The organism is Fodinibius salicampi, assembly GCF_039545095.1.
Lineage (GTDB): Bacteria > Bacteroidota > Rhodothermia > Balneolales > Balneolaceae > Fodinibius > Fodinibius salicampi.
Genome location: NZ_BAABRS010000004.1, coordinates 54,193 through 79,659 on the forward strand (window position 1 = coordinate 54,193; position 25,467 = coordinate 79,659).

The window sequence follows — 25,467 nt, forward strand, 5'->3', positions numbered from 1 at the left end:
CGACTTTTCTTCTTACAATACAGACTTATTTTTAATATTAAAGGCCGATGAAAAATCATCGGCCTTTTTAAGTTATCGAGTCTAGTAATTTTATAAAACTGGAGCGTAGCAAAACAGGACAACTATGTAAATTTTCGCCGTCCGTATCCTAATTAGTGGGTTCTTGCTGCATTTCCCCGAGTACCCGCTGCGTTATTTCCTTACTGCGACGAGTATCTACCTGGGCTTTTAGCTTAGTCAGAATGTTATAAAGTCCGATATGGACTTTGGTGCTGTAGATAAAATTTTTATCACCGCGGGGCTCATTCATGATGGGCATTTCTTTGGCATAACGGTTTATCCGCTGTTGAAAGGAGGGATCTCCGAAATCAAATTCATCATCCAGGTAGGGCATGGCAAAGGTATGGCCATAATTTTTGCAGAACTGGAAGAACTGTTCCTCCTTCTTGGGGTTGTCGGGATTCTCCTTGATGATGTCCAATCGTTTGTATAGCTGTCGGATATCTTGCTCGTCCCCATTGATGAGGACGGGCAAAAGCTGCATATAGTTTTGAGTAAACTCTTCATCAAATTTCTTAACACATCCGAAATCGATGACGCCCAGGCGGTTGTCATCCCGGAAAAAGAAATTTCCCGGATGCGTATCGGCGTGGATAAAATTTCGTTGTTCTACCTGGTTATGGAAAAAATCCCAAAGTAACTGTCCAAAATGGTTTCGTTTTTCCTGAGAGGGATCGGTAGCCAGAAATTCTTTCAGGTGACGCCCCTCTATATAGGTCATGGTCAGCACTTTTGGAGAGGAATAGTCTTTAATCCACTGGGGAGTAATTACCTGTTCACCGGCAAAACGGTCGTAAAAGTATTCAATATATTGGCCCTCTTGCAGGTAGTCTGTCTCTTCCATCAATGTGGATTCTACCTCCTCAAAGTAGTCATCCAGGTTTGCACCCCGCTTTGTAAGTCGATTCATTAGCGATTTAGCCATTGCCAGGTCGGAATGGATGGTATTCCGTACGTTTGGATACTGGATCTTGATCGCTACTTTTTGTCCGTTTTTTAATTCGGCCGCGTGTACTTGTCCGATTGATGCTGCGGCAATAGCTTCGGGGTCAAAGTTGTGAAACAGTTTTTCGGGATAGCCCCCGAGTTCTTTTTTTATGATAGAGCGAGCCAGCGCTTTATTTATAGGGGGCACGCTGTATTGAGCTTCACTCATCACTTCGGAAAACTCATTAGGGAGGATCCCTTCATCCATACTGAGTGATTGGGCGATTTTTAAAGCAGTGCCCCGGAGCTTAGAAAATTCATTAAAAACCTGCCGGGCATTTTCGGAATGGAACTGACGTCCCTCTTCTTCGGTTTCTTTTTTTCCTACTGATTTTTTTAAATATCGTTTCGCATAGTTTGTGCCTACTTTTAGGCCTGTCTTGGCAAATATTTTGCCTCTTTCAAATTTTGAAGATGGAAAGTCGTTACTCATAAATTATCGTATTTCAATTTTGGATAGGAGTTCACGAACACCCGGAATCTGCTGTATAAATGTTTCTTTGTTGGTATAGATAAATTTACCGAGTTCAAATCCCTGGTCGAGAACCCTGTTATATAAAAGCTCTTGCAGAAAGTTCGTAAGCTTATCAGTGAGTTGCATGGTCAGTTCGTGTCCTTCGCTGGTGTCGGAGAGCCGAAAACGTATCAGCTCAAGATATTGCCGGCGAAGAAAAGCGTAAAAATAGTGGTTTAAAATAGTTGTAGAACTGACAGATAGATTGTTGTCATCTTCTAAGAAATCTACCATGAGGGTTTCTACTTCTTTTTCAAAATCTGTCTTTGCGTAGGAACATAGAATCAGTGATTTAAATGTACGCTCAACGAAGGCCTCTTTTTCATCCAGTATGTCGAAGGTAGTATATGCAAAGTTTGATAGTTTTTCCCCAATGGTATAGGAATCAAAGTGTTCAATTTCATCAATCATCAGGCGATAACGGAATACAATAGTCGTATAGTAAAACTGTAGAATCGCCTGCTTGTTGGGAAAGTAGTTGAATACCTCAGCGGGTGTAATACCCACCTTCTGTGCAGCATCTTTTATGTTAAAGTGGTTGTCGCCTTCTACATATAGATCGGCCGCAGCCTCAGCAATCGCAAACTTTATTTCAACGGTTTCAGAATTTATGGTAGTCATAATAAATATGCGTATTAAATGTATTTATGGATGGCATGTGAAACTACGCCCCATATTTCAAAATCATGGGCTTTTGTAATCCGGGTTGCATTTTCTAGATTGCCATCCGTTGAAATATAAACGTCATTTCTTTTCTTCAGTAGTTTCCGCACGACCATTTCTCCTTCCAGGATTGCTTCGATTAAATGGGTATCTACAGCATTTATGGAACGATCAACAACTAAAATATCGTCTTAAAAGATACCGATATCATTGAGACCATTTCCCATTACACGTATAAAAACGTAGCGGCGGGCCGTTTAATTATGTACTCATCCAGCGAAAGAGATTTCTCAAAGTGGTCGCGGCCCGAGGGGGAAATCCCGTTTCTGTATGAAACCAATTTTCGTCTTTCTGAGGTTTACGGTCAATGTTGCCGGAACGTATATCGGTAATCCTGAAATCTTCCATAAATCTATGCTTAGTTACTTATGTTTGTTAAACAAGTAAATGATGATATTACATTCCGCATTGCTGAAAGAATCCCGGAATAATTGCAATATGTACTCAAATAACAATGACTATAGGATAGTGCTGACATCCGGGTCCATTACAGAAAGAAAGCAAGCAAGTCCTAAAACCAGTTTACCGGTTGTCATTGTCAATCTGCTGGAGTAGGATATCTACTGCGCGTATTAGTTGAGTATCCTCTTTGCTTCGGTAATCCGGTGGATTAATGACCTCTATATCGGGCACAGCGGGACCGTGCTCCATGTTTTGATCCGTAGCCTTGACAAACCATCCGCGGAAGGGCAGCCGGATATAGGAATCTCCCATAAGTCCTGCACCACCAGTTGATATGACAGCACCGAAAGTCGGCTCCCCAACCAGGGTTCCCAGGTTTAATTGTTTGTAGGCATGGGAGAATATTTCAGCGTTGGAATAACTGTTCTGATTGGCCAATGTAATAGAATGGCGGGTCCAGCTTGAAAGAGGTAAACGTTCGCCAAAGGGATAGTGGTCCCGGAATTCAGTTTTTCTCTGACTTAAATTGTTGGTTGCTCCCCGGGGAATGGTGTACGCGTGTTGGCGATAGTTAAGCACCGTCAGAAGGTAGTCAGTGGTCCATCCGCCACCATTATAGCGAACATCAATTACAATGCCTTCTTTTCCCTCACCGGCGGCAACCAGCTCGCGTTCGAAACGTTCAAAGCTTGGCCAGTTCATCCCCTGGATGTGGATATATCCCAGGCGGCTATTGGAATACTGTTCCGTCAGTTCTTTGCGTTTTTCTATCCATTCTTTGTAGAGTTCATCGCTGAGATTCCCGGTTGGCTCGATTGTAATTTCGCGTTGCTCTCCTTTCGTATTTTCGACCGTCAAGAGTATAGGTGTGTCAACTTTATCGGTAAGTAGCTGATAGAAATTGTCTGTTTGGGCAACCGGTTGGTCATCTATATGCGTAATTACTTCTCCGACATGAAGTTTGCTCACTTCTCGATCAGCGGGAGAATTGGAAACAACACGATCAATTTTCGCACCTTTTTCCACGGGAGTTACTTCCACACCGAGCAGTCCGGTGCGAATACTTTGTGTTTCGGCACGTTCGGAGCCATAGAATCCCATGTGACTGGCATTGAGTTCGCCCAGCATCATGTTAATGACATCTTCAAAATCCCGGTCGGATGAGGCCTGCATAGCCCATGGCTTGTAATGGTCGTGAAGCTGATCCCAGTTTTTTCCATGAAAATCCGGGTCATAGAAACCGTTGTCAATCGTGCGCCAGGCCTCTTCAAAAATCTGCTCATGCTGTTTAGAGTGATTAATAGTCATCTTAGCCTGGAAGGGGAACTGCTCAAGGCGATCTTCATCCAGATTATAGCGACTAATGGTACCTCCGTCCCGTCTCAGGTAGAGGGCATTAAGATCAATGTTCAGGCGGACGTCGCGGGGATTGATATCCCCATCGGTTAAAGCTTTTCTTTCACTTCCGTCCCATGTTACCTGGTATAAATCCTGATCGGCATTGTATTCCCGGCGACTGTCGCGATTGGTTACAAAGTAGAAGGTCTGTCCATCCTCCGATATAGCGATGTCTGATTCGTTGCCCGGAAGAGAAGTAACCTGCTGTAATCGTTTATAAATGTTGTCAAAATCAATTTCTACGTTTACATTTGCCGTATCTTCCGGGGTGACTTCCTTAGGTTTCTGGCTTTTTCCCCATTCCAGCTCCGTGCGCTGCCAATCCCGCTTAGTTAACCAGGCAAACCAAATATCGTTATCTCCATTATTGCGGGAGGAAAGAAAAGCCAGTTTACTACCGTCAGGGCTCCATACAGGATCGGTATCCGGATGCGGATGCTTACTTATATTGACTGGGTCGGTATTACCATCAACCGGATGGATGTATACTTCGGTATTAAAGTCAAGATTGGGCAGGGCGTATGCGAGCCATTCATTATCGGGGCTCCAGGCGATGTCTCGGGCGGTTGCCCAGCCAGTATCCAGCAGGATCTGTTCTTCCGATAGCTTTGCACTATCAGAAATATCAGCTGCCACTAATTTTCCCCGACCTCGGTTAAAAACAACTTTTTCGCCGTTGGGGGAAATAATGGGATTCCGCTCATCCTCTTCTTCGGTCGAGGTAAGCTGTGTGGTTTCAAATCGCATGCTTTCAAAAAGATTGTCTGTCTCGTCCTGCCCGGATTTGAGACTGTATAAATCATACTGCCCGTTACGGTCGCTGCTAAATATGAGGGTCTTATCATTCAAAAATGCTACATCACGGTCTCGATAGGGATGGTCTGTAACTCTGACTGCACGGTTTTTGTCAGGGTCATTGGGCTTGACAAAAATTTCACCCTCAATGACAAAAGCCATTAAATCGCCATTGGGAGATATTACAAATTCTTCGGCCTTTTCTGTAAAGGTTTTACGCTCAATATTATAAAAGCGATCGTCGTGAGATACCTCAATGGATATCGGTTCCATATTATTACCATCAAGCGTATAAATGCCGGTCTGGTATTCCATGACGACCGTTTGGTTATTTGGGCTCACATCAAAATAACGGATGCCGTCACCTTCCAGATGGGTAATTTGGTTAGGAGAACTACTGGGCATTCCTTTATCGGTAAGCGTAATGCGATACAGGTTATGAGTTCCATCTCGTTCGCTGATAAAATATAGTGCTTGATCATTGGCAAATGTGGGATACATGTCATTGCCCTCTGCATCCGTTAGTTGTCGAAAAGTTTGGCTCTCAGTATGGTAAAGCCACAGATCCTTATTGGCCGGCCCATCGTAGTTTTTGCGATAAACTCCGTTATATCCGCGGACAAACACCATAAATTTGCCGTTTGGAGACATTGTTGACATAAATCCGAAAGCATCAAAATAACGTTCCGGGGTACCGCCTTCAGCTGGAACGGTATGAATTTCAGGCTCCCATTCTATCTGGTTATATAATCGGTCTGTTGTAAAAATAAGTTTGTTATCGTTTGTCCATCCAGTTAATTCGTCGGTGGTAGAATGATAGGTGATGCGTCGGATTTGACTCCCATTTGCATTCATTACAAAAAGGTCATCGTTGCCGTGGCGGTCACTTATAAAAGCAATTTTATCGCCATCGGGACTCCATTTAGGAAGAGATTCATAGGCTTCGTGTACCGTTAAACGGATGGCTCTTCCTCCACTAACAGGTACGGTCCATATATCTCCCTGGTAAGAGAAAGCGATGATTTTACCATCGGGACTGACAGAAGGAAAGCGGACAAAAGGTTCATCGGATTGAGCCTGAACGGGTATAGCTGAAAGGGAGAAAAAAAATCCCAGTACAAATATAAATTTCTTCATATGATTAATTAGGTGGAATTGAACGACCTAATAGCCACGTTTTTTGATGAATGTGATGGATAAGGCCAAAGTAAAAATATCAATCAAACAATAATGTAAGAGATTTGTTAAATAAAGCAAGTAATTCTCTAATTACCAGGTGATCGGATAATATGAACCAATCGAGTTTTTTTATTCTCTTTCGACTACTACCAGCTGCTGAAATTGAAGGAGCAGTCGTTCAGTGACGGTAAGTTCTTGCATCTCCCTGCGAACCTGGATGGCTAATTTGGGATTGTCTGTAATGATTCCATCAACTCCGTATTCGATCATATGTGCCATACCTGGAACCTCATTAACCGTCCAGGCATATACTTCTAAATTACGATTTTGTGCCTGATTTATTAACTGTTTGGAAATTGAACGCTGATTTATAGCCAATAGTCCGACAGGAAGCTGACTTATATCTCCCAATGTAAAGGCGGAAATATATCCAGTAGCAACTTCGGGTGCTATATCCTGAACCTTTCGGAGGCTTTCAAGGTTAAGTGAGAGGATTATTGTCCCATCAATCATTTCCTTTTGCCGGAGCTTTTTTACAGTACGGCTTATTAAGGCAGTATTGTTTTGCTTAAGCTCAATCATCAATTTAATTTGTCCCTGAGCGGCTTCTAAAAAATCATCCAATGTGTTTATCTTCGCCCGACCTTTCTTATCGAGTATATTCTGGAGCTCATTAAAGTTTGTTTCGGATATCTGAGCCGGGTTATTGGCCATGCGCATAAGGTCTAGGTCATGAGCCACTACAACGACACTGTCATTACTCAACTGGACGTCAATTTCAGCATATTCAGCATCGGTTTGGAAGGTGAGATCAAGTGCCTGAAGGGTGTTTTCAGGAGCGGGTGGTGGCCCCGCACGGTGGGCTATCACTTTTATATCAGAGTCTGAAGTTGATTTTGAAATTTCTGTAATCATATAGCCACTCAAAACAACGCTACTAAGAATAGCGACTGCAATAATTGAAACAAGAATCTTTGGCCGTAATGCATTTCCTAAAAAGGAGGTTAGTTTTTTGAGTTTCGGCCGGGAGGAAGGAGCTTTTGTGGATATGCCAACTTCTTGGTAATATAATTTTGTAATAAGTATGGAAACATGGGAGAAGCCCAGGAATGAAATAAGGGCATCGAGCATGAGAGAGCCTATTACATAAATGCCGGTAGAGAGGGCAATGAAGCGTACACTTTGGATGTAGTGACTCATCCAATTAATCACCCCAGTTGACAGGACAAAGAAAATACCGGCTGCTGTCAGCCCTACAAATAACCAAATACCAGTGATTACCAGGATGATTTTCAGGTTGCTTTTGGATTGTTTGAAATCCAGATTCCAGGCATAAATAAAAGATTCTCTCACTGATTTTTGACTATGTAAATAAGTCGGTAGTGTTAAAATACTTCTGGCAATACAATACATGGCACCTAACAGCCATATGACAAACCAGGCTGTAGAGGTCAATAGTGCAAGATGCCATTCAAGGGGTGTTTCAGACAGATAGTAGTTAATGTCGTAGGTATTAAGGTAATACTCATAAATAAAGCCGAGTCCTGCCAACAGCGGTAAAGCGAACAGTAGTCCCGCTGTAACTATGGTCAGACATAGACGAAAGAGTAGATGGATTTTACTGCTGATCCGGATAATAATATCACGGGAGCTTACTTTTTTACCATGGATATCATCCGTTACAATTTGTGATAAACCGGCAAATCGAATAACCCAAGCTGTAAGGGATAGGGCCGCAGCGAGCAAGATATATCCTAATCCAACCGGGGATAATAACCATGAAAGCAGATCTTCATTACCAACAATGAGATTACCGCTCCGAAAGAATTGTAAGCCTAATACGGCAGATGAGACAGGGGCTAAAATAATGGCAACGATCGCCCAAACGAAAAGGGTCCATATTGCCATCGGTTTCCATAAGTGAATGAGGCTTCTCCAAGCCGACCGGCTATGACGGGTATGAAAAATTTGAGAAAGATATTTCTTCATTACCCGACATAATAACCAATCAAAAATAGAATTCCATTAGTTTAAGTCTCGTATTACGGGTCTAAAGTTAGACTTGTTAATTAAATGCAGTTCCTACCAATCCATTTGGCGGGCCGTAATTATTCTTTTGAGTGAAAATACATTCAAATTTTTGATAATCACTATCGGTGTTTGGCCATAGGAAGGTTCCGTTGAGTTGTTCAACCAAGGTTTCAAGAAGAAGGTTATGTAGCGTTTTTTGCTTCTTAACGGCTACCTGGGATTCGATAATATTATCACCTTCAAGGATAACATGAACTTGTTTCCCATATTGGCGAAAGATTATGTCAAGCTCTTTTCTGTTATTAACATTGGTGGTTTCGAATATTAGACCAAACAACTCATTTAGAAGAAGTCCGCATGGAATAGCTTGGTTAATATTGAGAGATAAGTCAGTTTTATCAACATTCACTGTGATATTATGATTGTCAAGCTTTTGCTTGAAGGCCGGGGTATCAAACAGTTTCTTAATAAATTTATTGAAGGGGATATTATTTAAGTCTCCGCTTTGATACAAAACCTCATGGATAGAAGCAATGGTTAGTATTCTATCTTGTGTATCGGAAAGTTTTTTCTTCAGGTGCTCATTATCAGATTCATAAACCTGAAGTTCCACCAAGCTATTAATCAGAGCAAGATTGTTTTTGACCCGATGATGAAGTTCTGACAATAATAGCATCTTTTCATTCAGGGCCTCCTCAATTTTCTGGCGATATTGGCGCTGCTGAGAAATATCCACATAAATTCCGTAGGTGGCAATTATCTCTTCCTGAAACTCCACAGGAACATTACCGATAAGCACGGGTACTTCCTGCCCATCTTTTCGAAGACGTAGTGATTCTTTTTGAAAAGTTCGACCGTTTTGAGTAGCAGAAGACATGGCTTCTGCCTCAGCCTTTTTATGATGGGGAGCTAATAATGTGTTGATATCTTTTTGCTCTATCTCTTTTTTTCGATATCCAAAAATAGTTTCAAAACTTTTATTGATTTGTTTGATCTTATTTTCGTTATCTACAATAGCAATGCCTACCGGAGCATTTTGGAATAGTTGCTCGAGCATCAGCTGGTTTCTACGATTTTCTCGCTCAATATTCTTTTCTTCTGTTACGTCCAGCGCGGCTCCCGAAACATATTTATCTCCATCCTGGATAAACATTTTAGCTCCAATATAGTAGTCTCTAATCTCTCCCTTTTTATTAGTAATTTTTGTTTCCAAAGATAATTCCTGGCCTTCAAGGCATTTCTTGAACTGTTTAAAATTATCTTCTTTGTGACCTTCAACAACAAAATCAAAGACTTTTTTCCCAGATAATTCTTCCGCAGAATATCCAAGTCGGGTTACTAGGTTTTCATTCCATCGAATCATTTCACCTTTATCATTGAGTACAAAAAATGCCCCGGGAATACTTCCGAGTGCATCTTTGATAAATTTTTTATTTCTGACCAGGTCTTGTTCTATTTCTTTTCTGCGACTGATATCCCGAATATTGACAATTGCACGAAGCTTTCCCGAATCGGTCCGATAGGCACTGGAAGATATTTCCGCAGGTATTTTATGTCCCTTTTTATGAATCAGGTCCGTTTCAATCTGGTACTTACCGGTTTTTTTTCGTGTGGCAAGTGCTTCCTGGTATACAGGATCTTCTATATCCATGATATCTTCCCGGGAACATTCGACGAGATCCTCATGATCTCGCCCAAGAATATTTTCAGCGGCAGGATTGGCGTCAAGGATTTGCCCTTTGGTATCCGTAATAAGAATACCGTCAAGGCTTTGTTCAAATTGAATCTGGTAGCGACTTTTATTTTCTTCGATTTGCTGCTTGGCTTTGATAGAGTCCGTAACCTCATCGTGGACCATAAGGAATTGCCCATTTTTGTCCAGTGGACGAAAGGTACATTTAAACCAATGATCATGGTCGGGTGTTTGGATAGGGTAGGTAAGTTTGTATTCTTTTTTTTCACCCCGCAACACTTTCTTTAATCCTATGATAAACTTCAAGGCATAGTCATTGCCCAGCTCCGCCGGTTTCTGTAGCATGGAAAAGAAATTTTCATCAGTGTCAGGACGTTTAATCTGCGCCTGGCTATCATCAAATTCTTCCCACGGCCTATTAGTTTGGATGATAGTACCTTCATAATCCATAGTTGCAATATGGGCACTTAGACTGTCTATTAAGCTTTTTTCAATCTTAGAGCTTGTAGAATTATTTGAAAGCATATTTGATCAATTGATAATAAATATTAGATCTTATGATCATCAATTTTGGCCTCTTTGGTAAGACGTTAAAAGCCTAATTTATTTATCATCTTAAATACCTATTCTTTGTAGGTGTTTTTCACATTGATATGTTGATTTCCTTTTGAAGTAATTTTGACTGCTTTCTGTAGACGATACTCAGAAACACCCAGTTGGATATCACTCAGCGCTCCCGCCTTTAATAAAGGTTTTGTGAACAGTTCCCGGCCGAATACATGGAGTACAGCCAATGGGAAGTAATTATTCTAATCAATTCTTTGCCGGGAATAGAATAATCGGCTAAATTACTTATAATTACATTGTAAGTTCCTGAGAGATGCTTTTTCAGTGGGAAACCTATAAGATGAAATTTTGGTAATCTGTCAGTTTTTTGCAGAAGACAACATATCTTCAACTGTAGCTGTGAGTTGAGAATTTTTACCCTGAAGTAGAATTTGCATTGATTGCACCCGGATTCTTTCTTTCTCAATCTATGGCTTTTTGTATAGGAATAATATGGCAGATAACGCCTATTTTGCCATGGGTGAAAACACCTAAGCGGTAAAGAGGGTTATTAGTTTAGGTCGACTAATTCATGCTTGATGGCGTAGGTGACCAAACCGGCGGTGTTCTGCGCTCCTGTTTTTTGGAGTAAGTTCCGGCGGTGGGCATCAACAGTGCGGGGACTGATATACAGTTTTTCAGCTATTTCGGCATTGGTATGTTCTTGAACGATGAGTTCCAACACCTCTTTTTCTCTATCAGTAAGTTGTGCAGGATCTCCTGATTTTTTTTGGGTCGGACTTTTTACAAGATCCATCATAACGCTTCGGGTGGCATCATCGCTGAAATAGTGTTTGCCATCTAATATCGCAGTGATCGCATCAATGAGCACACTTCGATTCGAGTTTTTAAGTATATAGCCCGAGGCTCCCGCCTTTATCATCTGACGAATATGTTGTTCTTCATCCAGCATGGTAAGGGCCAGAATTTTAATCTCCGGGTGTGCCTCCTTGATTTGGCGGGTGGCTTCTATGCCATTCATATCAGGCATAGAAATATCCATAATAATAAAATCGATCTCTTCTTCTCGTTCAGTACAAATATCAACCGCCTCCTGACCATTTTGAGCCTCTGCAATTATCTCAAAACCTATTTCATCTTCCAAAAGGGCGCAAATACCATCTCGTACAATATCATGGTCGTCAACAAGTAGTATATTAATTTTGGCCATGGCCATTCCATTACTTTAGCAGGGATTGGAGGTGTGGAATAGTGATGGTTGTTGTCATTCCCTTTCCTGGCTGTGAATTAATATCAAAAGTACCCTGTAAGTTAGAAACTCTTGTCTTTATGCTGCGAAGCCCCAGTCCCTTATTACTATGTTCCTCTTCTAGCTGTACTCCTCTGCCATCATCTTCAACAATAAGTTTAATCGAATTACGGTTGACTTGCAACTCTATAGAAATTGTGGAACAATCGGCATGACGTACGGCATTGGAAACAAGTTCCTGAATAATACGGAATATATTTATTTCAGCCTGATCCTTTAAGTTCAGTTCCTCTTTGTTATAGTCAAAATGGAAAGCTATATCCGTACTTTTTTGAAGATTTTGGACCAGGTTTTTTACGGCTGTAATCAGTCCATAGTCTGCAATGGCTTTGGGCATCAGGTTATAAGCAATACTGCGAGTTTCAGAAACGGCATTTTTGAGAAGTGAGAGTCCGGTGTTCAATTGATTTTGTCGTTTTTGGGGCAGCTTGTCAATATCGGACTTTACGGACTCAAAATTCATACTGGCCGCAACAAGGTATTGTCCCAACCCGTCGTGCAGTTCATGGGCAATACGTTTGCGTTCTTGATTTTCACCTTCGATGACGGAGTCTATAATTTTTTGTTGCATGTGCTTTTGTTCGGTAATGTCGTGTATAAGCGCAAGCCTATAGGTTTTATCTTTGTACTGTACATTTGTTGCAGTCACTTCAACATGTATTAGGCTTTCATCTTTAGTAAGATGTCTCCATTCTCCAGTGTATGTTTTTTTGCTCCAGTGTTTATCAACAGCATTTTTTAGTTTTTCTATATCCTCGGGCGGTCGGATATCAGCTAATGTCATATTTAAAAATTCTTTTTCCGAATACCCGTAGTGCTTGATAGCTGCCTGGTTCACTTCCACAAATTCCAGTGTATCAGGATTATAAATCCACATTGGTTGCGGATTTTTTTCAAAAATATGACGGTATTTTTCCTCAGATTCACGGAGTCGTTGTTCAAGTTTTTTCTGCTGTGTAACATCTATGACGGTTGAAATCATTAGGTTTTGTTCATACAAGGGGATGGCTTTATTATTAACAATTTTTGTTTCTCCATCCTGTGTTGTAATGGAAATATTAGACCATTCCATCGCTTCGGGATCACCGCTTTCCATATCTTTCATGACTTGTTGTCTTATTCTGGAACGGTAATCTTCTTCGGGATAGACATGTTCAAAAAAGCTGTCTACGTCTTTGAGTATTTCTCTTGGCCATCCATAAATTTGACAAAAACGTTTATTCATAAGAGTAACTTGCCCGTCATCTATTGTATTAACAGCTACACCTATAGGTAGATTTTCGAGCGTGGTTTCAATAAAGGTATTTCGCTGCTTAAGTTTTTGTTCAGAATTCTTACGATCGGTTATGTCCTGTACAATACCCAACAATTTAATAACTTCACCCTTGTCATTTTCTTTGGATATTATTTTTGCCCGGACAAATTTCTTATTTCCCTTATCAGTTTTTAATCGCAGATCAATATCACTGGATTCTTTCTTCTCTATGGCTGCTTCTATGGCCTTGTTGTGTTTTTTGCTGTATGCCCCGTAATAATTTGTTTGGATTTCCTCATAGGAGGGAGGCCCCAATTTTGAATCGCGTTCAAAGATCTCAAACATCGTTGGGGACCAATTAATTTTCTCGGTTTTTGGGTTGAATTCCCAGTCACCAATTTGGCCAATCTTCTGAGATCGTATTAAGCGTTCTTGGCGCCGTTTAAGTTCCAGTTCGTTTTTCTTTTGATCAGTGATGTCCCTAACCAAGCTTACTACCTTGTCAACTTCTCCTTCTTCATCATAAACCAGTGTAACCGTATGACCAGAATAGAAGGTACTTCCATCTTTGCGCTGCATAACAAACTCCGTCTGGAAAAACCCTTTTTCTTCAAGTTCGGCTGCGCCCATTTCATTAAATTCTTCAAACTTTTCCTTACTGACATGAAGGATTCGGGTGGAGTTTCCTTCGAGCTCTTCTTTGGTGTATCCGAATAGCTCTTCGGTGCTTTTGTTGCAGTTGATAATGGTACGACTTTCGTAATCCAGAATAATCAGGCTGGATTTCAGGCTTTCAAATATTTTTCTGAGCAGTTTCTGAGACTCGCGGATCTTTGCCTGCGACGCTTTAATCTCACTCATGTCAATCCCGATACCTACTGACGTATCATCCGTTAGGCGGACATTAGTCCAAGAGATCGGAATTTCTTCTCTGGATTTAGTGGTTATGTTAAATTCTTTCCATCCAACACCGGGACTGTTCATGAAATCGACAACCTTTTCACGAATCTCCTTATCGGGATAGCAGGCCTCCATCAAGTTGATGCTTTTCTGTTCAATCTCTTCATTCGACCAACCAATTACTTTCTCGAACTCTTTATTTACTTCAAATGCCTCCAGGTCGGGATCGTAAATGGTGATCAGAACTGGAATACGCTCAAAGAGGATATCGTTGAGTTCTTTTTCCGTTTTAAGTTCTTCAACCAGTTTGAGTAATTCATTTTTGCTGGCAAGGGTTTGACGTTCGTGTAGTTTTAGTAGCCAGAAAAGACCAAGAGCAGTAATGATTACATAGAACCATCCTTTGTAGGTTTGTAATATTGAAAGTGTGTGAGTATCGCTCGCTAGTGATTCAAGAAGTTGATCGGTAAAGGCAATCCAGAGACCAGCAACAACAAGGTAAATAATCGTAATATTAAGAGGGGAAAGTGTTATGATTTGGTCATTATTTGCCATAACTCCAAAAGTTACATCTTAAATAAACTATCCTAACAGATTAACAGTGTAAGAGATATTTTGCTAAGATTGTAGGGCAATTTGTTGTGGGCTGGGTAATACAGGGTAGCTTGCAGAAAAATGGCTGATAAAATAAAAAGGCGACCGTTGTGGGTCGCCTTGTAGCTTATGGTAATATGGAATTCAAACTATTTCTGCTTCCGTGTCGATAGGCCAAACGGCATATACAGAGGACAAGTGCTTATTAAGCTAGTAAGCAGAAAGATGACAGCTAAAGCCCCCAGAATTATAGCAGTAGTTCCTGAAATGAGATTCAGAAAATAAAGAATACCTACTAAGATGGCGAGCATAGTTCGAACTAGGCGGTCGATAGTTCCCATGTTCTTTTTCATGATATACACCTTTTTTGTTGGGATGATTGCAACAGTTAATTGTTATCTCTAAAAACTGGTATTATTTCTTTAAATGGCAATTCGTCTTTTTTATTGGAATTTGAAGTTTGTCTTTCAGCCATAAGTTCAAATACCATTCTATCGTTTCGATAGTATCTTTTCTGATAATAAACTGGTTTATCTCCAATAGTATAGGAGATGCGATTCATTAATAATAATGGGGTTTGTGAATCAACTTTTAAGTGTTTAGCTAATCTATCACCAGCCATCGAAGCTTCAATGCGATAGCATCCTTTTTTGATCGGAATTTCAAATTCATCTTCGAGGATAGAAAATATAGTGGTTTTTTCCAGGTCATAACCTTCAATAAGCTGACCATAAAAAATGGGCATCCATGTAACATCATAGGCAATGGGCTCTCCGTCACCCAGTCGAACACGTTCCAATTGAATGGCAATAGTTTTGTTACCAATATCCAGGTATGAAAGCAGATCTTTGCGATCACTGATATCAGCTTGGTGAAAGGAAATAAGTTTCGAGCTTGCTTTCATTCCCGTTCCCGCCAACTCTTCAGTAAAGTCATTCAGAATCGAAAAGGATTGATGCGTTCGTTGATCAGTTACGAACGACCCCAGTCCTTGGCAGCGATAAATCAGCTGTTCATTTTCAAGTGTTTGTAGAGCACGACGTACCGTCACGCGGCTTACATCAAACTTTTTACTGAGTTCATTTTCTGAAGGGAGCTTCTCGTCGGATGTTAGCGCCCCACTTTCAATCTCCTTCTTCAGCCAGTCGCTTATCTGTTTATGTAAGGGAATACCTTCTTTTAAATCCATTTTTTTAATCGTCTTTGATAATTCAATTAAAGATAAATAAAAAAACGAATAAAAGAAATACCTGTAATAACAAGTTATTTCAGTTGTATTCTCCTTATAAATTCCATTTAAAAGCTTTTAACTATACTTAATGGGCTTATAGAATAAATATATCAACTCCATTGAATATATGTATTTACTTGTATTGACAAGTTTAATTTCTGTGTCTATATTCATGGAAGATAAATAACCAACCAAACCAACAGAAGTTATGAAATATTTTTATTCAGCAACTACAGATAAATCATTTGATGAAGCTATTGATACCGTAGCAAACTTATTGAAAGAAGAAGGTTTTGGCGTCCTTACAGAAATTGATGTTAAAGAAACGCTTAAGAAAAAGCTGGACATAGATTTTAAAAAGTATAGAATTTTGGGCGCCTGTAATCCACATTTTGCCCATAAGGCACTTAGGTCTGAGGATAAAATAGGAGTGATGCTCCCATGCAATGTAATTATTGAGGAACATGAAAGTGGACAAGTGGAAGTTTCTGCCGTAAATCCGGTTGCTTCAATGCAAGCGGTTGAGAATGAGGAGCTGCATCCCATTGCCGATGAAGTGCGATCACGATTGGAGAAAGTGATCAATCAGCTGTAAAAGAAAATCTGATGGAAATTATCAAACAGGATAGAATACAATGCGAATTATTGACAAAGTAACTGACAAAATATTAGTGCTGTTGGCTGGCGTGATGCTGATTTCCTTCCAGCCAGTGTTGGCTCAATTTAATGCCACGGATACGACAAGCGTTCGGGAGATAAGTCTTCAAGAGGCACTTGCTATTACTGAAGAGACCAGTTTTGAAATACGCATGGCCGAGGCGGATATAGCAAGGATCCGATCGCAATATCGGCAGACCAACGCTGCCTTTTTACCACAGTTATCCATTGAAGAAACCGGTATTTCAACAAACGATCCTCTGAATGTATTCGGTTTTAGATTAAAACAGGAAGCGGTAACACAAGCGGATTTTAATCCTTCAAGATTAAACGGTCCTGATACCTATGATAACTTTACTACTAAATTTGAGCTACGTCAACCACTTCTTAATGTGGATGCGCTTTTCCAACGCAGTGCGGTAAAAGAACAGTTGGAAGCAACCAAAGAGAAACTGGAGGGAACCCTTGAATATACGCGTTATCAGGTAAAAGATACCTACTATCAATTACAACTGATGCATAACAGATTGTCAGTTATTGTTCAATCTCTTGAAACAGCGCAGGAAAATGAACGACAGGCTAAAAATCTTTATGAGCAGGATATGATCAATAAAGCTGATTATCTGGCTGCCAATGTCCGCGTTCTTGAGCTGGAAAGTCAACAGTCAAAAGTGGAAAATCAGCTACAGACAGTTCAGGATAACTTGCGGTATTTGTTGAATATGGATGAGGTGGTCACCCTTGTACCTACAGATAGCCTGCAGATGCGTCCCGGATTATCTGATGAGAGGATTGATTCTGAAAAAGCTGTAAATGCCGAGGTGCGAGCAATGGGACACCGTGTTTCTGCGGCCAAGCAGATGTTTAAGGCATCGAAATTTAATTTTGTGCCGACCATTAATCTTTTCGGTAGCTATGAGTTTAATGATGAGGTTCCCTTTGGCACCAAGGGAGAAAGTTATATGATTGGTGCTACGCTGAAATGGAACTTGTTCAGTGGCTTCAGCAACGTGGGAAAAGTGATGGAGTCAAAAGCGGAACTGAAGAAAGCCGAGCTGGCGTATGAGAGTAAAGTTTTTAGAAATAAGCTTGAAATCCAGCAGGCAAAGCGTTCACTGGATCAGGCTGAGATACAGCTTGACTTTGCGGAATCATCAGTAGAGCAGGCCGCCGAAGATTATCGCATCCGAAACAACCGATATGACCAAGGAATGGAGAAAACTACGGATCTGCTATCTTCTGAGACAAAACTCCAGGAAGCCAAATTTCAGAGATTAAATGCTCTCTATCAATATAATTTAAGTGTGGCAACACTCGAGTTGCTGCTTGAGCACGAAATGCCTTACTAATTTTCCTAAAAGATTTTAATAACAAAACAAACAAAACAATGAAACAGAGAATCATGAACATATCAGGAAGACTATTATCTGCACTTGCAGTGCTAATGTTGGTGGCAAGCTCTTGCAGCTCTTCTGACAATGAGCAGCCCGCTCAAGATCAGCCCATAACGGTAGGTACTCAAACTGCAGAATACGTTCAGGGAATAGCATCACACAGCTTTTCTGGGGCAGTAAGTAGTGACCGCACGGTCAACATGAGTACCAAAGTGATGGGACGTATCACACAGCTTGATCTTGAAGAAGGGGATTACGTCAGCAAAGGTGACGTGCTGGTTCGGATTAAGGATGACAATTTGCAAGCACAGAAGAATCAGGTTGAATCAAGCCTGCTGGAAGCTAAAGCGGCGCTGCAAAATATTGAGACCAATCATACCCGCATTAAGAGTTTGCATGAGCAGGAAAGCGCAACTCAAAAGGAGCTGGATGATATATCCACGCAGTACGAGATGGCCAAGGCCAAAGTAAAAATCTTGGAGAGCAAGCTTCGGGAAGTGGAAGATATGCTCGATTATACAAGGTTAACGGCTCCTTTTAACGGATATGTGGTATCAAAAATGGCTACCGAAGGAGATATGGCCGCACCAGGGCAGCCCATTATTACGCTTGATCAGGAAAGCATCATGAAAGTGAATATCACGGTTCCTGAGAGCAATATTTCGCTGTTCAATTATGAAGATACTGTTTCGGTGGATATCAAGGCTGCTGGTTATAACGATGGTATTGGAGTAGTTAAAAACATTAATCAGGCTGGTAACCGTGGTAGTCGGCAGTTTGCTGTTGAAGTGATGCTACCTGAACTGGAAAAGAATTCAGGTGTAAAATCGGGGATGTTTGCCCAGGTTGGACTGGTAACGGAGAGCGATCGTTCGATCATGGTGCCGAAGTCTGCCATTATTGAGCGCGGACAGCTGACTGGCTTATATACGCTGAATGATAATTCTGAAATTGTGCTTCGCTGGGTTCGTCTTGGCGATGAAAGTGCTGATGGGGTAGAGATCTTATCGGGCTTGTCGGAAGGTGAATCGTATGTAGCTTCAGTTGATCAACCGCTACGTGAAGGACGAAAAGTAAGTACGCAGTAAATAGAAACTATTTAGATATATCATTATGAAGACTGGAATTGCAGGAAAAGTTGCACAAGGGTTCATCGACTCAAAATTGACCCCTTTGTTGATGATCGTGTTCCTTGCGCTCGGATTTTACGGGACCTATTTAACCCCCAGGGAGGAGGAACCACAAATTGATGTACCGATGGCCGATATTTTTGTCGGCTATCCCGGAGCTACACCTGAGGAGGTGGAAAAGAATATTGCGATCCCTCTGGAGAAAGTACTCTCAAATATTGAAGGCGTTGAATATGTGTATTCTACTTCTATGCCTGATCAGGCCATGGTTTCGGCTCGTTTCTACGTGGGCGAAGATGTAGAGCGCAGTTTAGTTCGGCTCTATAACGAAATCATGAAAAACATGGATCGGTTTCCCGAGGGGGCGACCCAACCCATGGTGAAAACCCGTTCCATTGATGATGTCCCGATCATGACATTGACGTTATGGAGCAATAAATACAGCGATTTTGATTTACGGCGCTTAGCTGATGAAATGGCCCTAGAGGTTAAGCAGATCGAGGATGTGGCCCAGACCGATATCCACGGCGGGAGAACCCGTCAGGTTTCGGTAAATCTGGATAAGAATAAAATGGCCTCTTACGGCATTGATCCGATGCAGGTGGTCGGACAAATACAAGCGGCCAACCAAGAGCTTTCATCCGGATCATTTAGTAGTAACGATACTGAGTACTTGGTTGATACCGGAGACTTTTTCAAATCTGCCGAAGAGGTTCGGAATGTCGTTGTAGATGTGCAAAACGGGGATCCTATTTACTTACACAGCATTGCCGAGATTCGCGATGGTCCGGAGGAGCCTTCCGAATATGTCTCATATGGGATTGGTCATCAAAAAGCTCAGGAAGCCGGCTTGAATGCGGGGGAATCGTATCCTGCGGTAACTATCTCAGTAGCGAAGCGTTCTGGCGCCGATGCGATGGCGATTGCTGAACAAATCCAAAGAAAAGTAGATAACCTTGATGGGAGTCTTATTCCATCTGATGTAAATGTTACGACCACACGTAATTATGGCGAGACAGCCTCAGCAAAGGTATTTTCGCTGCTTGAGCACTTGCTGGTTGCTATTCTGGCCGTAACCTTTGTGGTAGCCCTTGCTTTGGGTTGGCGCGGAGGACTGGTGGTGTTCTTATCAGTCCCGGTAACTTTCGCGCTTACCCTCTTTTTATACTACATGTTCGGCTATACTCTTAATCGGATTACACTCTTTGCGCTGGTTTTTGTGACGGGTATTGTGGTGGATGATTCGATTATTATTGCCGAGAATATGCACAGGCACTTTAAGATGAAGAAACTCCCGCTTAAGCAGGCGGCCATCGCCTCTATAAGCGAGGTGGGGAACCCAACGATCCTGGCAACCTTTACCGTAATTTCGGCGGTACTGCCGATGGCGTTTGTTTCGGGGTTAATGGGCCCTTATATGAGTCCAATGCCAATTGGTGCTTCATTGGCGATGATTTTCTCCCTGATTGTAGCGCTGGTTATTACCCCGTGGCTGGCCTATATCCTGTTGCCGCACGGTAAAACGGAGAAGGATGAGAATGGAGAGGAAAAAGAGTATGATCTTAAAGAGACATTCATCTATAGATGGTATGAGCGTACGATGAATCCACTACTGGAAAATGCTACTAAACGTTGGTTGTTTATAGGTGGGGTGACGGTCTTGCTGCTGGCATCAACGCTGCTGTTTGTGTTCCGGATGGTGGAGGTAAAAATGCTGCCTTTTGACAACAAAAATGAAATTCAGCTGATCATTGACATGCCGGAGGGAACCACGCTCGAGCGGACCAACGCCGTGGCCCGTGAAGTGGGACTGAGTCTGAAGGATGTACCGGAGATTAAGGACTACCAGATATATGCGGGTGATAATGCCCCCATTAATTTTAACGGTCTTGTCCGTCATTACGATTTGCGAAAAGGTCCTAATGTCGCAGATATCCAGTTGAACCTGATAGATAAAGGCAAGCGCAGTGATCAAAGTCACGCTATTGCTAAGCGCATTCGTCCCATTGTGCAAAAAGTGGGAGAAAAATATAACGCCAATGTGAAGGTTGTTGAGGTACCGCCCGGCCCGCCTGTACAGTCCACTATTGTTGCAGAGGTTTACGGTCCCGATACCGATGAGCGACAGCGTGTTGGTCGTAAAGTGAAAGGCATATTCGAGAAAACGGCAGGGATTGTCGATGTAGACTGGATGAAAGAAGCCCCACAGACTAAGTACAAGCTTGATGTAAATACCGAAAAGGCGATGATGTCGGGTATCTCATCACAGCAGGTTGTTCAAACTGTGACAATGGCACTGCGCGGACAGGATGTGTCACACCTTTACAGTGAAAAAGAATTGAACGATGTCCCTATTACGGTAAAATTGCCGAAGGCCGGACGTTCTCATATCGAAAAGCTTAAACAATTACATATGAAATCGGCATCAGGAGCGATGATTCCTGTTGCTGACCTGGTAACGGTGACAGAAGATACTCTTGAATCGAGTATACACCGCAAAAATCAGCGACGCGTAACCTATGTATTGGCTGAGGTGGCCGGTGAAATTGAAAGTCCTGTATATGCCCTGCTGGATACCGGGGGTGAAGTTGATGCCATTGATATGCCGGAAGGATATGATCTGGCACAAATTTTTGCTGGACAACCGTTTATGACCGATGATTATACTTTGAAATGGGACGGTGAATGGCAGATAACCTACGAGGTATTCCGCGATCTGGGTATAGCCTTTGCCGTAGTTTTGGTGATCATCTATATGTTGATTATCGGCTGGTTTCAGGATTTCAAAGTACCCATTATAATGATGATCGCCATCCCGCTTTCGCTGGTTGGTATCCTGGTGGGACACTGGGTGCTGGGAGCCTTCTTTACGGCTACATCGATGATTGGAATGATTGCTCTGGCCGGTATTATGGTACGAAACTCAGTGTTATTGATTGACTTTATCAACATACGGCTTGGGGACGGTGAGTCACTTAAGCAGGCTGTGATCGAAGCCGGGGCGGTGCGTAGTATGCCAATACTGTTGACGGCCGGTACCGTGGTGATTGGTGCGGTGGTTATCCTGTTTGATCCGATATTCCAGGGTTTGGCAATATCACTGATGGGGGGTGCGATAGCATCTACAGCTTTGACGCTGGTCATGATACCACTGATCTACTTTATGGTAGAGAATAAGATGAAAGAGTTGAATGAGAAGAAAGCGTAACGCTAAATATTATTTGTAGCCGGGCGTCTAATAGTCATCCGGCTATAATTTTAATACATAAAAACAAGAATACTATGAAGTTATTAATCATACTCAGTATCGAAGAATACACTGATGATGTCCGCAAAATTTTAGCACAACAGAAGGTCCCAATTTATAGTGAAACCAATGTGCATGGTTTTAGAACGGGCGAATATCAGCCGGATATTACTAATTGGTTTGCAGGTGATGATCACGGAATTTATTCTACGTTATTTTTTTCAATTCAAGATGGTGAATGTGTGGAGCGCGTGCTTGAAGAAGTCAAAACATATAACAGGGAAACAGGTGCCGAACAGCAGAATCCACTCCACGCGTATTCTCTGAATGTGGAAGAAGCAGTTTAATTAATTTCAAATTTTAATATTCAACAAAGCAATACTATGCAAAAAGAAAATCCAAGTTGTTCAACAATGCGTCCTATGGAACGGGCAATTCGAGCTCTGGCCGGTGCTTTCGTAACTATAAGTCTGGTACTAGGATACTTCGTAAGTCCCTACTGGTTTTTATTTACCCTTTTTGTGGGTCTAAATTTATTTCAGTCGTCTATAAGTCGATGGTGTCTTGCTGAACAGATACTGGCTAAATTTGGTATAGGGGTTAACGACAACGATCAATCTAAGGCTAAAGCCCAAAGCTGATTAATAGCAGCCAATATAATACCCTCATTTTTTATGTGCTAGATAGGTCAGTTGGTATTATGCAGCGGTATTGTGAATCGTTTAGACTATCTTTGCGCTTAATCATATGAGTATAAGTTGACAAGTTAATTTATCCCTCAAAATTATTTATTATATCACAATAATAAAATCTTGACTGGGATTAATAAGAATTGTTGATCTTAGTATAAATTTGAAATGTGATAATGATATGATTGAGTTTTTACAGCAACCTATGCCTTGGTATATAGCGGGGCCGTTAATCGGATTAATTGTACCTGTATTATTACTTATCGGGGGCAAGGAATTCGGTGTGTCTTCGAATTTGCGACACGTTTGTGCCGCCTGTATGCCCCGAAATATTGAATTTTTTCAGTATGACTGGCAAAAAGAGGGTGGATGGAATCTGGTATTTATTGCCGGTACGGTAATAGGCGGCTTTATAGGCGGGTGGCTGCTAAATAATCCGGAACCTATTGACCTTTCCCAACAGACCCTAGCTGAATTGAAAGCATTGGGGATAAGCGACTTTTCCGGTATGATGCCTGAAGACCTTTTTAGTTGGAGTAACCTAGGATCTCTTCAAGGAATTGTTGTAATGGTAATTGGTGGATTTTTAGTCGGCTTCGGCGCGCGGTATGCCGGTGGATGTACCTCCGGACATGCAATTGCGGGCTTGGCCAACTTTCAGTTTGCCTCCTTGTTGGCTGTCATTGGCTTTTTTATTGGTGGACTTATTATTACCTACTTGGTGTATCCTTTTATACTGTAGCTCATAAAAATATAGACGATAGAATAATAAATACTGGATTGATTTATGAATACTTACCTGAAATACTTATCCACAGGAATTTTCTTTGGTTTCGTGCTTGTTAAATCAGAGGTAATTTCCTGGTTCCGGATACAGGAAATGTTTCGATTTGATGCTTTCCATATGTATGGTGTTATAGGTTTGGCTATCGTGGTGGCAATGATTTCTATTTCGCTTATTAGGAAGTTAAAACTGAAAGATTCCGAAAATAAATTGATTACCATACAGCCCAAAGATCCAAGTCAAATTACCCGTTATTTAGCCGGTGGCACTTTATTTGGTCTTGGTTGGGCTCTGACGGGGGCATGTCCGGGACCATTATTTACACTTGCAGGTGCAGGATATGAAATTATTTTGGTACCTATAGTTGGAGCCGTAATTGGAACATGGACCTATGGAATAGTGAGGTCAAATATTAAACATTGAAAACACCTGGTATGACTACTGAAGTAGTATCGTATTCAACTATCTAAAATTTAAAACAATAAGGAAATGTATTTCAAACAAATTCATGAGAAGAAGCTTTCTCAATATGCATATTTAATTGGATGCCCGGCAACGGGCGATGCAATAATCATTGATCCCATGCGTGATATTGATCAGTACTATAGGCTGGCAGAAGAAGAAGGCCTAGAGATTACAGCTGCAGCTGACACTCATATTCATGCTGATTACGTATCCGGACTGCGTGAATTTGCTGAGCGTGATGTTAAGGTCTATGCGTCTGATGAAGGTAATGAAAACTGGAAGTACGAATGGCTCATCAATAGTGACTATAAATATGAATTAATTACTGAGGGTGACACTTTTAGTATTGGGAATATCAAATTTGATGTGATTTATACGCCGGGACATACGCCAGAGTCAGTAAGTTTTCTGGTTACTGATGGTGCGGCAACGGATCAGCCTATGGGGATGCTTACCGGTGATTTTGTTTTTGTGGGTGATGTAGGACGTCCAGACCTTCTAGAAACAGCGGCGGGCCAAAAAGGAGCTATGATACCAGCAGCTAAGGAGTTATATAAATCAGTAGAAGATTTTAAGGGATTGCCTGAATATCTACAGGTATGGCCTGCTCATGGATCAGGTAGCGCTTGCGGAAAAGCATTGGGAGCAGTTCCGGAATCAACAGTTGGATATGAACTTCGTTTTAGCCCCGCTTTCAAGGCGTCGGGCAGCGAGGATGAGTTTGTGAATTTTATTTTGGATGGCCAGCCTGAACCACCGTTATATTTTGGGCGGATGAAAAAAGTAAATAGAGAAGGGCCAGCTATATTGCATAAACTTCCCCATCCACAACGAATAACGTTACATGAAATATTAGAAAAGGATGGAGTTATTGTTGATACCCGGAATAAAAGTTCTTTTATGAAAGAAGGCCACCTTGCAGGTAGTTTGCTTTCGACGTTTGAAGATGAGTTCAATACTATTGTTGGTTCATATGTAGATGGAGAGTCAGATATTTACCTCATCATTGAGGAGGCGAATGTTGAAGAGGCGGTACGTGATTTGATTAGAGTAGGAATCGATAACATAAAAGGTTATGCCACACCGGATGATCTAAATAGTTGGGACGATAAATTAGAGTATATCGAAGCAATAGATTTTGATGATATAGTTCAATTGAAAGATAGTGAAGACAATCAAGTTGTGGATGTACGCAAGGCCACAGAATATGCGGAAGGTCATATACCCGGGGCGTTGAATATTGCTCATACTCGTTTGGCAGATCATCTGGATGAGCTCCCAAAGGATAAAGAATTGCTGGTCCATTGTGCCAGTGGCCGTCGTGCTTCATATGCTAGCAGCTTTTTGGCTAAGGAGGGCTTTAAAGTACAATGGGTAGATGATGATTTTGAAAACTACAATCAAAAAGTAGAGTAATATAAATTTCCCTTTCGCCGAATGCTGATACCCTACGGCATTGTTAC

The 25,467-nt window shown here is 41.5% G+C and carries 19 protein-coding genes; 9 read left to right on the plus strand and 10 right to left on the minus strand.

From position 1 onward, the window contains the following. Positions 1-148: 148 nt before the first annotated feature. The 10 genes from ABEB05_RS13800 to ABEB05_RS13845 all read right to left on the minus strand — a co-directional run bounded on the left by ABEB05_RS13800 (position 149) and on the right by ABEB05_RS13845 (position 15,596). Positions 149-1,480 (minus strand): ABC1 kinase family protein, encoded by a 1,332-nt coding sequence (locus tag ABEB05_RS13800; RefSeq protein WP_265791355.1) that lies wholly within the window; start codon positions 1,478-1,480, stop codon positions 149-151. A 3-nt stretch (positions 1,481-1,483) separates the two neighbouring features. Next, positions 1,484-2,182, minus strand: a complete 699-nt coding sequence (locus tag ABEB05_RS13805; RefSeq protein WP_265791354.1) for a TetR/AcrR family transcriptional regulator — start codon at positions 2,180-2,182, stop codon at positions 1,484-1,486. Positions 2,183-2,196: 14 nt separating this feature from the next. Then, entirely contained in the window at positions 2,197-2,334 is a 138-nt protein-coding gene (locus ABEB05_RS17135) for a hypothetical protein (protein WP_265791352.1), read from the minus strand. 472 nt (positions 2,335-2,806) lie between these two features. Continuing rightward, positions 2,807-6,016, minus strand: coding sequence for a S41 family peptidase (locus ABEB05_RS13815; protein ID WP_265791350.1), 3,210 nt, complete (start codon positions 6,014-6,016; stop codon positions 2,807-2,809). Positions 6,017-6,187: 171 nt separating this feature from the next. Further along, the gene (locus tag ABEB05_RS13820; RefSeq protein ID WP_265791349.1) at positions 6,188-8,047 is read right to left on the minus strand and encodes a glycerophosphodiester phosphodiesterase family protein; all 1,860 of its coding nucleotides are present in this window, start codon (positions 8,045-8,047) and stop codon (positions 6,188-6,190) included. A 76-nt stretch (positions 8,048-8,123) separates the two neighbouring features. Continuing rightward, a complete protein-coding gene (locus ABEB05_RS13825) occupies positions 8,124-10,307 on the minus strand; it encodes a PAS domain-containing sensor histidine kinase (RefSeq protein ID WP_265791348.1) in 2,184 nt (727 codons plus the stop codon). Between the two features lie 592 nt (positions 10,308-10,899). Then, entirely contained in the window at positions 10,900-11,559 is a 660-nt protein-coding gene (locus tag ABEB05_RS13830) for a response regulator (RefSeq protein ID WP_265791347.1), read from the minus strand. Between the two features lie 10 nt (positions 11,560-11,569). Continuing rightward, positions 11,570-14,368 (minus strand): PAS domain-containing sensor histidine kinase, encoded by a 2,799-nt coding sequence (locus ABEB05_RS13835; protein ID WP_265791345.1) that lies wholly within the window; start codon positions 14,366-14,368, stop codon positions 11,570-11,572. A 188-nt stretch (positions 14,369-14,556) separates the two neighbouring features. Further along, positions 14,557-14,760 (minus strand): YgaP family membrane protein, encoded by a 204-nt coding sequence (locus ABEB05_RS13840; RefSeq protein ID WP_345694301.1) that lies wholly within the window; start codon positions 14,758-14,760, stop codon positions 14,557-14,559. 35 nt (positions 14,761-14,795) lie between these two features. Further along, on the minus strand, positions 14,796-15,596 hold the full coding sequence (locus tag ABEB05_RS13845) for a GntR family transcriptional regulator (RefSeq protein WP_265791343.1): 801 nt from the start codon (positions 15,594-15,596) through the stop codon (positions 14,796-14,798). Positions 15,597-15,846: 250 nt separating this feature from the next. Here ABEB05_RS13845 and ABEB05_RS13850 point away from each other — a divergent pair, with 250 nt between their 5' ends. The 9 genes from ABEB05_RS13850 (at position 15,847) to ABEB05_RS13890 (ending at position 25,420) form a co-directional block, all read left to right on the plus strand. Next, positions 15,847-16,233, plus strand: a complete 387-nt coding sequence (locus tag ABEB05_RS13850) for a DUF302 domain-containing protein (RefSeq protein WP_265791342.1) — start codon at positions 15,847-15,849, stop codon at positions 16,231-16,233. A gap of 40 nt (positions 16,234-16,273) precedes the next feature. Next, entirely contained in the window at positions 16,274-17,644 is a 1,371-nt protein-coding gene (locus tag ABEB05_RS13855; protein WP_265791340.1) for a TolC family protein, read from the plus strand. Positions 17,645-17,697: 53 nt separating this feature from the next. Further along, entirely contained in the window at positions 17,698-18,777 is a 1,080-nt protein-coding gene (locus ABEB05_RS13860) for an efflux RND transporter periplasmic adaptor subunit (RefSeq protein WP_265791338.1), read from the plus strand. A gap of 25 nt (positions 18,778-18,802) precedes the next feature. Continuing rightward, positions 18,803-22,027, plus strand: a complete 3,225-nt coding sequence (locus ABEB05_RS13865) for an efflux RND transporter permease subunit (RefSeq protein WP_265791336.1) — start codon at positions 18,803-18,805, stop codon at positions 22,025-22,027. 74 nt (positions 22,028-22,101) lie between these two features. Beyond that, on the plus strand, positions 22,102-22,413 hold the full coding sequence (locus ABEB05_RS13870; RefSeq protein WP_265791334.1) for a hypothetical protein: 312 nt from the start codon (positions 22,102-22,104) through the stop codon (positions 22,411-22,413). 36 nt (positions 22,414-22,449) lie between these two features. Further along, positions 22,450-22,707: a YgaP family membrane protein gene (locus ABEB05_RS13875; protein ID WP_265791333.1), complete on the plus strand. Its 258-nt coding sequence runs from the start codon at positions 22,450-22,452 to the stop codon at positions 22,705-22,707. A gap of 229 nt (positions 22,708-22,936) precedes the next feature. Further along, complete coding sequence (locus ABEB05_RS13880) at positions 22,937-23,497, plus strand: YeeE/YedE family protein (RefSeq protein WP_265791331.1); 561 nt, start codon at positions 22,937-22,939, stop codon at positions 23,495-23,497. Positions 23,498-23,542: 45 nt separating this feature from the next. After that, entirely contained in the window at positions 23,543-23,962 is a 420-nt protein-coding gene (locus tag ABEB05_RS13885) for a DUF6691 family protein (protein ID WP_265791329.1), read from the plus strand. Positions 23,963-24,028: 66 nt separating this feature from the next. Further along, on the plus strand, positions 24,029-25,420 hold the full coding sequence (locus tag ABEB05_RS13890) for an MBL fold metallo-hydrolase (RefSeq protein WP_265791328.1): 1,392 nt from the start codon (positions 24,029-24,031) through the stop codon (positions 25,418-25,420). Positions 25,421-25,467: the final 47 nt, after the last annotated feature.

What these genes read in the sequence shown, in the direction of transcription:
- ABEB05_RS13800 (WP_265791355.1), bottom strand. Translation starts at nt 1,480, where the DNA reads ATGAGTAACGACTTTCCATCTTCAAAATTTGAAAGAGGCAAAATATTT.
- ABEB05_RS13805 (WP_265791354.1), bottom strand. Translation starts at nt 2,182, where the DNA reads ATGACTACCATAAATTCTGAAACCGTTGAAATAAAGTTTGCGATTGCT.
- ABEB05_RS13815 (WP_265791350.1), bottom strand. Translation starts at nt 6,016, where the DNA reads ATGAAGAAATTTATATTTGTACTGGGATTTTTTTTCTCCCTTTCAGCT.
- ABEB05_RS13820 (WP_265791349.1), bottom strand. Translation starts at nt 8,047, where the DNA reads ATGAAGAAATATCTTTCTCAAATTTTTCATACCCGTCATAGCCGGTCG.
- ABEB05_RS13825 (WP_265791348.1), bottom strand. Translation starts at nt 10,307, where the DNA reads ATGCTTTCAAATAATTCTACAAGCTCTAAGATTGAAAAAAGCTTAATA.
- ABEB05_RS13830 (WP_265791347.1), bottom strand. Translation starts at nt 11,559, where the DNA reads ATGGCCAAAATTAATATACTACTTGTTGACGACCATGATATTGTACGA.
- ABEB05_RS13835 (WP_265791345.1), bottom strand. Translation starts at nt 14,368, where the DNA reads ATGGCAAATAATGACCAAATCATAACACTTTCCCCTCTTAATATTACG.
- ABEB05_RS13840 (WP_345694301.1), bottom strand. Translation starts at nt 14,760, where the DNA reads ATGAAAAAGAACATGGGAACTATCGACCGCCTAGTTCGAACTATGCTC.
- ABEB05_RS13845 (WP_265791343.1), bottom strand. Translation starts at nt 15,596, where the DNA reads ATGGATTTAAAAGAAGGTATTCCCTTACATAAACAGATAAGCGACTGG.
- ABEB05_RS13850 (WP_265791342.1), top strand. Translation starts at nt 15,847, where the DNA reads ATGAAATATTTTTATTCAGCAACTACAGATAAATCATTTGATGAAGCT.
- ABEB05_RS13855 (WP_265791340.1), top strand. Translation starts at nt 16,274, where the DNA reads ATGCGAATTATTGACAAAGTAACTGACAAAATATTAGTGCTGTTGGCT.
- ABEB05_RS13860 (WP_265791338.1), top strand. Translation starts at nt 17,698, where the DNA reads ATGAACATATCAGGAAGACTATTATCTGCACTTGCAGTGCTAATGTTG.
- ABEB05_RS13865 (WP_265791336.1), top strand. Translation starts at nt 18,803, where the DNA reads ATGAAGACTGGAATTGCAGGAAAAGTTGCACAAGGGTTCATCGACTCA.
- ABEB05_RS13870 (WP_265791334.1), top strand. Translation starts at nt 22,102, where the DNA reads ATGAAGTTATTAATCATACTCAGTATCGAAGAATACACTGATGATGTC.
- ABEB05_RS13875 (WP_265791333.1), top strand. Translation starts at nt 22,450, where the DNA reads ATGCAAAAAGAAAATCCAAGTTGTTCAACAATGCGTCCTATGGAACGG.
- ABEB05_RS13880 (WP_265791331.1), top strand. Translation starts at nt 22,937, where the DNA reads ATGATTGAGTTTTTACAGCAACCTATGCCTTGGTATATAGCGGGGCCG.
- ABEB05_RS13885 (WP_265791329.1), top strand. Translation starts at nt 23,543, where the DNA reads ATGAATACTTACCTGAAATACTTATCCACAGGAATTTTCTTTGGTTTC.
- ABEB05_RS13890 (WP_265791328.1), top strand. Translation starts at nt 24,029, where the DNA reads ATGTATTTCAAACAAATTCATGAGAAGAAGCTTTCTCAATATGCATAT.